The organism is Candidatus Egerieousia sp., assembly GCF_056211015.1.
In genome coordinates, this window is record NZ_JBAELF010000006.1 from 15,945 (window position 1) to 28,830 (window position 12,886).

The window sequence follows — 12,886 nt, forward strand, 5'->3', positions numbered from 1 at the left end:
ATGAAAGTGTACCCGCCTGCCGCCCAGACGGGTACGGTTTTTAATACATACGAGATGAAAGGATGCAGAATATTTGTTGAGAAGAAGGAAGGCTTCCGCGTTGAGGCGGAGAGCCTGCTTGCCCAGTTCAATGAGAATCTTTCAATGAAGCTGAACAGTCTGAGGCTGCTCAATGTGTATGACCTTTTCGGTTTCACGGATGAGCTGGTGGAGAAATGCCGCTATTCAGTGTTCGGAGAGAAAGTCACCGACAATGTGTTTGACACCGCTCCTGCAATGAAAAAATACATTGCCGTGGAATTCATTCCGGGTCAGTTCGACCAGAGAGCGTCATCCGCTGTGGACTGCGTGCATCTGATTGATCCTGCAGCGGACGTTGAAATCAAGAGCTCGAGACTTCTTGTTTTCGATGACAGCGTAAGCGAGGAGCAGCTGGCAGCAATCAGGCATTACTTCATAAATCCGGTGGAATGCAGGATAAAGAATCTTGACATTCTTTCCCTGGCAGAGAAGGCTGAGGTCAAAGCTATGGAGGATCTGAGCGGTTTCATAAAAATGGAGCCTGCCGGGTATCAGGCTTTCTGCAAGAGCCATGGCCTGGCAATGAATGCCGATGATCTCGGAGAAGTGGTCAATTATTTCAGAAAGGAAGGAAGGGATCCGCTTGAGACTGAACTGAGAATACTTGACACATATTGGAGCGACCATTGCCGCCACACCACTTTCACCACAAATCTCACTGAGATAACAATCGATGATTCTTTCATAAAGAACGAGATAGAGAGCATACTGGGAAGGTTCCACGATATCAGAGAGGAACTTGGCCGCGGGAAGAAGAGCCTCTGCCTCATGGAACTGGCAACAATAGGTGCACGTTATCTGAGTTCAACAGGCAAGCTGGACAATATGGAACGCAGCGAGGAGAACAACGCGTGCAGCATTTTCATAAATGTTGACGTTGACGGTCAGGATGAGAAGTGGCTGCTTCAGTTCAAGAACGAGACACATAACCACCCTACTGAGATAGAGCCTTTCGGAGGCGCTTCAACCTGTCTGGGCGGTGCAATCAGGGACCCTCTTTCAGGCAGGGCATACGTTTATCAGGCAATGCGCGTCACAGGTGCAGGTGACATAACAATGAGCATTGACAAGACACTCGCCGGAAAGCTCCCTCAGAGAATCATCAGCCAGAAGGCTGCCGGTGGATATTCAAGCTATGGTAACCAGATAGGTCTTGCAACAAGCTGCGTGCGCGAGATATTTGACAGTGGATACGTTGCAAAGAGAATGGAGGTTGGAGCTGTTGTTGCTGCGGTCAAGGCTGAGAATGTGAGACGTGAAAGTCCTGCGCCGGGCGACGTTATCCTGCTGCTCGGCGGAAGAACCGGACGTGATGGCATAGGAGGTGCAACGGGCGCTTCAAAGGAACATACCGAGAGCTCGCTCGAGACTTGCGGCAGTGAGGTGCAGAAGGGCAATGCGCCTGTTGAAAGGCAGCTGCAGAGACTTTTCAGAAGAAGCGAGGTCACCCGTCTTATAAAGAAATCCAATGACTTCGGAGCCGGTGGAGTAAGTGTTGCAATAGGCGAACTTGCCGATGGTCTTGACATCAGGCTTGACAAGGTTCCTGTAAAATATTCGGGACTCAACTCCACTGAACTTGCCATAAGCGAGTCGCAGGAGAGGATGGCCGTTGTTGTTGAGGCAAAGGACAGGGAGAAATTCGAGTCATATTGCAATGCGGATAACGTTGAGGTAACATACGTGGCCGACGTCACTTCCACAGGCCGCATGAGAATCTTCAATGGAGAGAAGTTGGTTTGTGACCTGAGCAGGGAATTCATAGACAGCGCCGGTGCAAAGCACTATTCAAAGGCTGCAATCCAGGCCGTTGAAAACGTGAATCCTTTTGCAAAGAAAGTTGATGGAGCCGGCATAGATGAAAAGATGCGCAATCTCCTTGCCGAGCCTAATGTGGCTTCACAGAAGGGTCTTGTTGAAATGTTCGATTCAACAATCGGCCGTTCAACCGTTGTGATGCCGTACGGCGGAGCAAAACAGAGCACCGAGGCCCAGGCATCGGTCCAGAAACTTCCGGTGAACGGTTTCACCAACACCGCAAGCGTGATGGCCTTCGGCTACAATCCTCAGATTTCAAAATGGAGCCCTTATCACGGAGCTGCATACGCAGTGGTTGAGGCTTGCGCCAAGGTGGTAAGTACCGGAGCGGACTGGAGCGGAATGCGTTTCTCATATCAGGAGTACTTCGAGAGAATGACTGCAGACAGTCACAGCTGGGGCAAACCTCTGAGCGCACTGCTCGGAGCACTCAAGATGCAGCTGGAGTTCGGTCTTCCTTCAATAGGCGGCAAGGACTCGATGAGTGGCACTTTCGAGGATCTGAACGTTCCTCCTACACTCATAGCATTTGGAATCACCAGCGAGAAGGTAGGTAACATAATAAGTCCTGAATTCAAGAAGGCAGGCAATTACATTTACGTTATCCGTCATAAGGCATTGGCCAACTATATGCCTGATACCGATATGCTCAAATGCAACTGGGATTTCACACGCAGCCAGATTCTCCAGAAGAACATAGTTTCAGCATGGTCTGTAAGTTTCGGCGGTGTGGCTGAAGGACTGGCAAAGATGGCTTTCGGCAACGGCATCGGAGCAAGAGTATATGCTCCTGAAAGCGAGCTATTCAATATGGAGTACGGTTCGCTCATAGTAGAGAGCGTTTCACCGCTTGGATATGAGAATGCAGTACTTCTCGGCCGCACAATTCCTGAGGCGGTTCTTGAAATCAACGATGTTCCAATGGAACTAGATGCTCTGTACAGCTGCAATCTCAGCAGATATGAGAATGTTTACCCATCGGCAGTGGAAGCAAAATTCAAGGGAAAGCTTGAGGATTTGAAGGTTGAGGCTTCTGCCGCTGCTGCGGAGAATTTGAAATACCGTTTTGATGCGGTTGAGCATCCTGTAGTCTGCCTGCCTGTCTTCCCTGGCAGCAACTGCGACTACGATACCGCAAAGGCTCTGCGCAAGGCCGGCGCCCAGGTGAACACCTTCATTTTCAGGAATCTCACCGGGCAGGACGTGCTCGATTCAATTGACGAGCTGGCACAGCAGATAGAGAAGAGCCACATACTTGCATTCTGCGGAGGCTTCTCATCCGGTGACGAGCCCGATGGAAGCGGAAAATTCATTGCCGCAGTCATAAACAACGAGAAGGTTGGCAAGGCTATAGAGAATTTCCTCCACCGCGATGGTCTTATCATAGGAATCTGCAACGGCTTCCAGGCTCTTGTGAAGAGCGGTCTGCTTCCATACGGCAAACTTGGTTGCGTGAGCGAGGATTCACCTACACTTTTCCGCAACGACATCAACCGCCATATCAGCCAGATGACCACAACCAAGGTTGCAAGCGTGAACTCTCCTTGGCTCGCAGGTCTTGAACTCGGACAGGAGCACACCATTGCAATCAGCCACGGCGAGGGCAAGTTCGTGGTTAACGAGGATATGGCACGCAAGCTCTTTGAGGCAGGACAGGTGGCTTTCCGCTATGTTGAGAATCCAAACGGTTCATATTACGATATCGAAGGCATACTCAGTCCTGACGGTCACATACTTGGCAAGATGGGCCATACGGAGCGTTACGAGGAAGGCAACTTCAAGAATATTTCCGGCAATCTGTATCAGCCGCTCTTTGACAATGCGGTAAGGTACTTCAGAAAGAAATAGGCTATGGAAAAGAGAGATATAGTTTTCAACGGCAAGGAAAAGAAGGTTTTCGCTACCGACAATGACAACAGAATCATCATCCACTTCAAGGATGTGACGCTTGGTTACAACAATATCAAGAAGGCCATATTCAGGGGCAAGGGTGAAGTGAACTGCAGGATTTCCGCAATGCTTTTCAAACTTCTTGAGAGCAATGGGATAAGGACTCATTTCATTGAGGCTTGTGGCAGTGATATGCTTTGCAGGAAGATTGAGATTATTCCGCTGGCGCTCACCGTACGCAACAAGGTGTCAGGCACTCTTGTAAGCCGCATAGGTGTTCCTGAAGGAACGGTTCCGCAGGAGCCGCTTTTTGACCTTCATTACAATAACGATGAATTTGCCGATCCTCTTATCACAGGCCAACATGCCGTGCTCCTGGGTCTGGTGAACAAGGAGGAACTGGATTTCATATATCAGACGGCAGAGAAGACAAACAGGATTCTTTCTGAAGCTTTTCATAGGGTAGGAATCGAACTGGTTGACGTAAAGCTTGAGTTCGGAAGGGCAACGGACAATGGTGAAATAATAATATCTGACGAAATCAGCCCCGACACCTGCCGTCTTTGGGACGAGGCCACAGGGAAAATCCTTGACAAGACAAGGTTCCTCAAGGATTTGAGTGATGTTGTTGCTTCCTATCACGAAGTATATGACCGTCTTGCTGAGATTCTTGAGAAATAAAAGATAAAGATGCAGCGCGGACGGATTTAATTTATCATTGTGAAACTAAAGCAGTAAGAATACAATGGGTGTAATTGGTGTTTATGGAGTGCAGGGCGCTTCAACGGTGGTTTTTTACGGATTGCACAATATGCAGCACAGAGGCCAGGAAGGTGCCGGAATAGTCACTTTTTCAGAAGACGGAGTATCGCACAGATATCGTGGGCTTGGACTTGTGAACGAAGTGTTCAATCCTGGCAACATTGCCCCTCTTACAGGAACAATAGGCGTTGGCTCAGTCAGATATGCAAATGTTTCAAAAGGCGGACTTGACAATGTTGGCCCTCAGTTCTTCCATCACAGAGCCGGCGATTTTGCCATAGTGAACGATGGAAACCTTGTGAATTCGGCACAGATAGCAGACTATCTTGAGAAGAGAGGAGATATTTTCCATACACTCACCGACAGTGAGATTCTGGCACATCTTATAAAGAAGGAACGTGACGAGGACCGAATAGGAAACATTCAGTCTGCCCTGAACATGATGGAAGGCGGTTTCGCTTTCATCGTAATGACCAAGAACAGACTTTACGCCTGCCGAGACAAATACGGAATCAAACCTCTGGCACTGGGCCGTCTTGGAAACGGATATGTTGTAAGCAGCGAGTCCTGCGCATTCGAGATAATAGGAGCGGAGTTCATAAGGGACGTTGAGCCTGGCGAAATCATCACAATAGATGGCAAGGGCCTGCGAACAAGGCAGTACAGCCGTTTCAAGAAGCACAGGATGTGCGCAATGGAATACATATATTTCGCACGTCCCGACAGTGATATAGATGGTTGCAACGTGCACAGCTACCGCAAGGAGGCAGGACGCAGGCTGTACAGGGAGGCACCTTGTGATGCAGATATTGTTGTTGGTGTTCCAGAAAGCAGTTTGAGTGCGGCCATGGGCTACAGCGAGGAAAGCGGTATTCCGTATGAGATGGGTCTCATCAAACACAAATATGTTGGCAGGACATTCATCCAGCCGGTTCAGGAAATGCGCGAGATGGGCGTGAAGATGAAACTTTGCCCTGTAACAAGCGTTGTGAAAGGAATGAGGGTTGCACTCATTGATGATTCAATAGTTCGTGGAACAACTTCCCTGAAGATTGTCAAGCTGCTCAAGGAAGCTGGTGCCAAGGAGGTACACGTGAGGATTGCGAGCCCTATGATGAAATATCCTTGTTTCTATGGCGTTGACACTTCAACACCTGAGGAACTTCTGTGCTCTCACAGAACACTGGAGGAAGCCTGCAAGGCAATCGGTGCCGATTCACTTGGTTTCCTCAGCCCGGAGAGCACACGCGAATCGTGCTTCGGCTGTGCCGACCCTTGCCAGGCGTGCTTCACGGGCGAATACCCTACCGCCCTTTACACGGATGACGAGGAATAATATGTTTCAGGAAAAATAAAAAATAAAGATATATGGCAAAAAGTTACGAAAACGCAGGTGTAAACCTTGAGGCCGGATACGAAGTTGTCCGCAGAATTAAACAGCACGTTGCATCAACCGTGCGCAAGGGAATGATGGGCAATATCGGTTCCTTTGGAGGAATGTTCGACCTTTCTTCACTTAATGTGAAGGAGCCTGTTCTGGTAAGCGGAACAGACGGTGTTGGAACAAAGCTGAAGATTGCCTTTGCAATGGACAAGCACGATACCATTGGTATTGATGCAGTTGCAATGTGCGTGAACGATGTTCTTGCACAGGGCGCAGAGCCGCTTATCTTCCTTGACTATGTTGCTCTGGGACACAATGTCCCTCAGAAGGTTGAGGCAATCGTTGCCGGTGTTGCGGAAGGATGCCGTCAGGCAGGCTGCGCACTCATTGGTGGAGAAACAGCTGAGATGCCAGGAATGTATGGCAATGGTGAATATGACATTGCAGGTTACACAACCGGCGTTGTTGAAAAGTCCAAGCTCATAGACGGAAGCAAGGTGAAGGTGGGTGATGTTCTCGTTGGCGTTGCTTCAAGCGGTGTCCATTCAAACGGTTTCTCGCTCGTCCGCAAGATTGTTGCAGACGCCGGTCTGAACTACGAGGATTCAATTCCTGAGTTCGGTGGCAGAAAACTTGGTGAAGTGCTTCTCACCCCTACAAGAATCTACGTGAAGCAGATGCTCGAGGTAATCCGTAACGTTGACGTACACGGAATATGCCATATTACAGGTGGCGGTTTCGATGAGAACATACCAAGAGTGCTCCACGAAGGTCAAGGCCTTGAGATAAAGGAAGGTACCTGGGAGATACTTCCTGTTTTCAAGATGCTGGAGAAATGGGGCGGTGTTCCTCACAGGGAGATGTTCAACATTTTCAATATGGGTATTGGTATGGTTGCGGTTGTTGACCAGCAGGATGCAGCCAAGGTCATTTCAATACTTGAGAACTGCGGCGAGAAAGCCTCTGTCATTGGCAAGGTTACTTCTGTTCCGGGAGTGAACATCATCTGATTCGTTCAAGTTGGTTCATGAAATCTTCTGCATGTTTTGCCGAACAATATAAATTTGAAATACATCTTGAATATGAATGGAATAAAAAGGCTGGCGGTATTTGCAAGCGGCAGCGGAACAAACTTTGAGGCAATTGCCCGGGCCTGCAAGGACGGACTTCTTGCGGGAAAGGCTGAGATTGTGCTTATGGTTTGCGACAAGCCGGGCGCACTGGTCGTTGAAAGGGCGGAACGCTTAGGAATCGAAAGTTTTGTGGTCTCACCCAAATCTTTCCCTACCAAGGCCGACTATGAGGCCCGGGTGGTGGAGATCCTGCGCAGCAAGGAGGTTGACCTGATATGCCTTGCCGGATATATGCGCATAGTTGCCCATACCCTTCTGGACGCATACGAGGGCAGGATAATCAACATTCATCCGGCACTTCTTCCTTCATTCAAGGGCGCACACGGTGTGGAAGACGCCGTTGCCTACGGAGTGAAGGTTTATGGCATTACCATACATTGGGTTGACAAGACCATCGATGGTGGAAAAATAATAGATCAGAGAGCTTTCTACTACGATGGCTCCGATGCCGCCGAAGTTCACAGGCTCGGTCAGGTCATAGAGCATCAGCTCTATGTTGAGACCATAGACAAACTGATTCGCAATTGATTTGGCGCAATGCGAATAATTCGCAAGAGTGACAGGATATGGCCTGGACACCAATGGCAGGGCTTTTGGCACAATGCGAATCATTTGCAAGAGAGCCGGGCGAAGATGAGAATGGTGAAATAATATAAAAACATAATTATGAGAGCATTAGTTAGTGTAAGTGATAAAAGCGGCCTTGTGGAGTTCGTAAGCGAACTTCAGAGAATGGGCTGGGAGATAATTGCCACGGGCGGTACGAAGAAGCTGCTGGAAAGCAGGGGTGTGAAGACCATAGGCATAAGCGAGGTCACAGGTTTTCCCGAGATTTGTGACGGCAGGGTGAAGACCTTGCATCCTAAGGTTCACGGTGGAATACTTGCCCGCAGGGATGTTCCGGAGCATATGGAAACACTCAGGGAGAACGGCATTGAGACCATTGACATGGTTGTTGTAAACCTGTATCCTTTCCGTCAGACCATTGCAAAGGAAGGCGTGACAATGGAGGATGCAATAGAGAACATTGACATTGGAGGTCCTTCAATGGTACGCAGCGCAGCAAAGAACTGGCGTGATGTTACAATCGTATGCGATCCTGCTGATTATGACACAGTGCTCGCCGAGCTCAAGGCCAACGGTAACACAAGCCGCGAGACACGTCTGAAACTCTCTGCAAAGGCTTATACACATACAGCCCAGTATGATTCCTGCATTGCAACTTATATGAGGAAACAGGCCGGTCTGCCAGAGAAGCTCTTCCTTGAGTACGATATCAAGCAGCCGCTCCGTTATGGTGAGAATCCTCATCAGAGCGCCAACTTCTATGCACAGTGCACAGGCGTTGGAACAAGTCCTGTAAGCAAGGCGTTCGCACTTCCTTTTGCCACACAGATTCAGGGCAAGGAACTTTCATATAACAATATTCAGGACGCCAATGCCGCGCTCTCTATCCTCAGGGATTTTGACGAGCCTTTCTGCGTTGCCCTCAAGCACATGAATCCTTGCGGTGCTGCAGTTGCTCCAACAATCGAGCAGGCATGGCAGGCTGCTTTCGAGGCCGACAAGGTAAGCATCTACGGTGGTATTGTTGGTGTGAACCGTGAACTTACAGCCGAGGTCGCCCTTGGAATGAAGCCTATCTTCCTTGAGATAGTGATTGCTCCTTCATATACTCCCGAGGCACTTGAGATTCTTGCCACAAAGAAGAATCTTCGCGTGATGCAGGTGGATATGACAAAGAGCAGCAGTCCTGTGACACAGTATGTAGGTGTTGCCGGGGGTATGCTCGTTCAGCAGCAGGACACATACGTTGAGACTCTCAAGCCTGAAATGTGCGTCACCAAGGTTCAGCCTGCAGCGGAAATCATGTCAGACATGCAGTTCGGCTGGAAGATAGTGAAGCACGTGAAATCAAATGCCATTGCAGTTGTCCGTGACGGTCACACCATTGGTGTTGGCGCCGGTCAGACCAACCGTGTGGGCTCGGCTGAGATTGCTCTCAAGCAGGCTCAGGCCGCAGGCTTAACGAGCGGTTTGATTCTTGCTTCAGACGGCTTCCTGCCATTTGACGACACAGTTGCCCTTGCCGCTAAATATGGCGTTACAGCGATAGTCCAGCCAGGAGGCAGCATACGTGACGGCGAGTGCATTGCCAAAGCCGATGAACTCGGAATCTGCATGCTCTGCACAGGCGTAAGACATTTCAAACATTAGTGTGTCTCACATAATATGACCAGGGTGCGGAAGGTTTCCTGTTTTTGCAGAGACCTTCCGCATTTCAAAAATATAATTGCTTATAATTCAATATTTTATATTTAGCGACTGCGGAAGGTATACGCAAAAACAGGAAACCTTCCGCACTAACGTAACAAAATTGAGAATCTGATATGGTGAACAGGAACAAGAAAGTACTGGTAGTGGGCGGTGGCGGCAGATGCCACGCCATAGTGGATGCGCTGAGCCGCTCGCAGCAGGTGTCACACATATATTGTGCGCCAGGGAATGCCGGCATAGGTATGCACAAGTCCGTTGAGAACGTTGCCATCAAGGACAGCGATGTTGCCGGCCTGAAGACATTTGCGCTGGAGAATTGTATTGACCTCACCGTTGTTGGTCCCGAGGCCGCTCTTGCCAAGGGAATCGTTGACGAGTTCCGTGCAGCCGGTCTGAAGATTTTCGGACACACAGCAGATGCAACCCGGATTGAGAGCAGCAAGGAGTTCGCCAAGCGTCTCATGGAGAAATATGGCATACCAAGCGCTTCATACAGAAGTTTCACCGATTATGAACAGGCAGTGGAGTACGTTGCTTCACGTCCTTTCCCTGCGGTGCTCAAATACGATGGCCTGGCAGCCGGTAAGGGAGTTGTGATTGCGGAGAATCTGGAGGAGGCCAAAGCCGCTCTTTCAGACATGCTCCTGAATTCCGCTTTCAGCTCATCGGACACTGCCGACAAGGTGGTGATAGAGGATTTCCTTACAGGACCTGAATTCTCGTTCATGTGCTTTGTAAAGGGCGGGGAAGTGTTCCCTATGCCTCTCTCTCAGGACCACAAGCGTGCATACGACGGCGACAAGGGCCCCAACACAGGTGGAATGGGCGCATACACAGGTCTTCCTTTCATCACCGAAGAAGACAGGCAGTTTGCTTACACAAACATAATGTGCAAGGCGGCTTCCGCAATGGTGTCGGAGGGCCTGCCACTGAGCGGTGTGCTTTACGGCGGCCTTATGAAAACCCCTCAGGGAATCAAGGTCATAGAGTTCAACGCCCGTTTCGGCGATCCTGAAACAGAAGTTGTGCTTCCTCTTCTGAAAAGCGATATCTACGACATTTTCTCATATATAGCCGATAAATGTCCAACTGGTTCCGATGACAGATTATTGCTGGATGAAAATTGCCTTGAGTGCAGTCCGGCACTGAAATTAGTATGGAAAGATGAAGTGACTATGGGAGTTGTTATGGCATCGAAAGGCTATCCTGCCCATTACGAGAAAGGCTTTGCCATAGAAGGTGAAGTACCTGAAGGTATATGCGTGTACCACATGGGCACTGCAATGAAGGATGGCAGGCTCGTTACAGCAGGCGGCCGCGTTATGATGGTGGTTGCAAGTGCAGGAACTATCGCCAGTGCAAAAGAGAAAGTATATAAGGCTGTTTCAGGCATCAAGTGCTCCAATCTCTTCTACAGAAGTGACATTGCCCACTGGGCCTTTGAAAAGTAAGGCAGCCTAGATATCAAGCCATTCGACCTCTCCGCCCCAGATTTCAAGGAAGCGGATGAGGTCGTTTCTTTTAACCACCACGCTGGCTGAGTTCTCGCAAGGGTGGAAGCTTATCTTTTCAGCTTTCTGCAGGTCACTGTCGAGATAGTATTTAACCCTGTGTCCGTTCTCGAACAATTCCTTGGGGTCGGCTCCTGATAGGTCCATGTCGGATATCAGACCGAATGCCGATACTGAACCGGGGTGCAGGCCCAGACAGCGCATCATCCGTTCTTCGGAGGCAAAGGAGAGCTTGCCCTGGTGAAGCTTGTGCTCAAGGGAGTGGATGTCCAAGTCCTTGTGGCATTCCATGCTTACAAGATAGTGCCTGTTGCCCTTGTGGTTGCGGAAGAACAGATTCTTGCAGTGAACGCAATCAGTAATGTCTTTCCAGTATGCGAGCGCCTCGTCAATTGTGAACAATGGTGGATGATTGTAGATTTCGTATGGTATGTTGTGGGCCTCCAGAAAATCCAGAGTCCTTTTACGTATTTCTTCTCTGTTGTAATCTTCCATGAATCTGGCTTTGAATCTTTCCGCAAATTTACGTTTTTAATGAAGAATGTCATAAATTAAGTACCTTTGCCCTCCGTTAACTTTGGTTTTTGTAGAATATATTTTGAGATATGAACATTACACCGGTTCTGTTGCTTACCGGATATCTTGGCAGCGGTAAGACAACTCTTGTGAACAAGATACTTGCCAATAAGAAAGGAATAAAGTTTGCCGTAATAGTAAATGATATAGGTGAAGTGAACATTGACGCTTCACTCATTGAGAAGGGCGGAGTTGTGAATGAGAAGGATGACAGCCTTGTGGCCTTGCAGAACGGCTGCATCTGCTGTACGCTCAAGGTGAATCTGGTTGAGCAGATAAGGGACATTATGGCAATGAAATGCTTCGATTACATTGTGATTGAAGCAAGCGGAATATGCGAGCCAGAGCCTATCGCCCGCACCATCTGCTCCATTCCATCAATGGGTCCCGGATATACCAAGTTCGGCATAGCATCCCTTGACTGCATTGTGACCGTTGTTGATGCCTTGAGAATGAAGGATGAGTTCGGATGCGCAAAGAATCTTCTTGGTGGAACCATAGCTGAAGACGACATTGAGAATCTGGTGATTCAGCAGATAGAGTTCTGCAACATAATCCTGTTGAACAAGGCTTCCGAGGTCACAAAGGAGGAGCTTGGTACAATCAGGCAGATTGTAAGGACTATACAGCCAAAGGCAAAGATAATTGAGTGTGACTGGGGTGAAACGGATCTTGAGAACATTCTCTACACCGAGCTTTTCGATTACGAGAGCGTATCAACATCGGCGGCCTGGATTCACGCCCTTGAGGATGAGGCTCCGGTTGAGGAGCACGAACATCACCATCACCACGAGCACAATGATGAGGAAGGCGAGGTTGAGGAGTACGGCATAAGCACCTTCGTGTACTACAGACGCAAACCTCTGAACATAAATAAATTTGACAGCTTCCTTGCCAAACATTGGCCAAAGGGTATAATCAGGACAAAGGGCATCTGCTATTTCAGTGACCAGATTGACCAGTGCTATCTTTTCGAGCAGGCCGGGAGCCAGGTGTCATTGAAGGAGATAGGCCAGTGGTATGCCACGATGCCACACGATGAACTTATGGAAAAACTTGAGGAGGAGCCGCTGCTTGCACGTGACTGGGATCCTGTTTATGGTGACAGGATGCAGAAGATAGTGTTCATCGGCCAGCACCTGAATAAAAAGGAAATCTTTGAGGCACTGGATTTCTGCCTTCAGGATTAAGGATACTTCTTGCGCAAAATAAACCTTCAAAACCGAATATCATGGAAATACTAGACCCTCAGCCGGAGCCTCAGAACGAGCCTCGTCAGGAGCGCAGATACTATCTGCCATCACACAGCAATTATATGATCTGGTCCATCCTGTGCACAATCTTCTGTTGCCAGATAGGCGGCATCATAGCAATCGTGTATTCAGTTCAGTCCAACAATCTGTACAACTGCGCGCTTGCTGCAAGTGACGAATATCTGCGTAACAAGATGTTCA

The 12,886-nt window shown here is 49.0% G+C and carries 10 protein-coding genes; 9 read left to right on the plus strand and 1 reads right to left on the minus strand.

Annotation, left to right across the window (positions count from 1 at the left end):
* From AC06L3_RS00440 to purD, 7 genes are all read left to right on the plus strand, one after another.
* On the plus strand, positions 1-3,747 hold the full coding sequence (locus AC06L3_RS00440) for a phosphoribosylformylglycinamidine synthase (protein WP_475668654.1): 3,747 nt from the start codon (positions 1-3) through the stop codon (positions 3,745-3,747).
* A 3-nt stretch (positions 3,748-3,750) separates the two neighbouring features.
* Positions 3,751-4,470 carry a phosphoribosylaminoimidazolesuccinocarboxamide synthase gene (locus AC06L3_RS00445; protein ID WP_475668655.1) on the plus strand — a complete coding sequence of 240 codons (720 nt, stop codon included), beginning with the start codon at positions 3,751-3,753 and terminating at the stop codon, positions 4,468-4,470.
* A gap of 64 nt (positions 4,471-4,534) precedes the next feature.
* Positions 4,535-5,887 (plus strand): amidophosphoribosyltransferase, encoded by a 1,353-nt coding sequence (gene purF, locus AC06L3_RS00450; RefSeq protein WP_475668656.1) that lies wholly within the window; start codon positions 4,535-4,537, stop codon positions 5,885-5,887.
* A 32-nt stretch (positions 5,888-5,919) separates the two neighbouring features.
* Complete coding sequence (gene purM, locus AC06L3_RS00455) at positions 5,920-6,945, plus strand: phosphoribosylformylglycinamidine cyclo-ligase (protein ID WP_475668657.1); 1,026 nt, start codon at positions 5,920-5,922, stop codon at positions 6,943-6,945.
* A 72-nt stretch (positions 6,946-7,017) separates the two neighbouring features.
* Positions 7,018-7,596, plus strand: a complete 579-nt coding sequence (gene purN, locus AC06L3_RS00460; RefSeq protein ID WP_475668658.1) for a phosphoribosylglycinamide formyltransferase — start codon at positions 7,018-7,020, stop codon at positions 7,594-7,596.
* Positions 7,597-7,734: 138 nt separating this feature from the next.
* Positions 7,735-9,285 carry a bifunctional phosphoribosylaminoimidazolecarboxamide formyltransferase/IMP cyclohydrolase gene (gene purH, locus AC06L3_RS00465; protein ID WP_475668659.1) on the plus strand — a complete coding sequence of 517 codons (1,551 nt, stop codon included), beginning with the start codon at positions 7,735-7,737 and terminating at the stop codon, positions 9,283-9,285.
* A gap of 173 nt (positions 9,286-9,458) precedes the next feature.
* Entirely contained in the window at positions 9,459-10,796 is a 1,338-nt protein-coding gene (gene purD / locus AC06L3_RS00470) for a phosphoribosylamine--glycine ligase (protein WP_475668660.1), read from the plus strand.
* 6 nt (positions 10,797-10,802) lie between these two features.
* On the opposite strand, the gene AC06L3_RS00475 is transcribed toward purD, so the two are convergent.
* Complete coding sequence (locus AC06L3_RS00475) at positions 10,803-11,351, minus strand: prolyl-tRNA synthetase associated domain-containing protein (RefSeq protein WP_475668661.1); 549 nt, start codon at positions 11,349-11,351, stop codon at positions 10,803-10,805.
* Positions 11,352-11,461: 110 nt separating this feature from the next.
* On the opposite strand from AC06L3_RS00475, the gene AC06L3_RS00480 reads away from it, so the two are divergent.
* Positions 11,462-12,622, plus strand: a complete 1,161-nt coding sequence (locus AC06L3_RS00480) for a CobW family GTP-binding protein (protein ID WP_475668662.1) — start codon at positions 11,462-11,464, stop codon at positions 12,620-12,622.
* Positions 12,623-12,663: 41 nt separating this feature from the next.
* The coding region (locus AC06L3_RS00485) for a CD225/dispanin family protein (protein ID WP_475668663.1) at positions 12,664-12,886 on the plus strand (223 nt) is incomplete at its 3' end.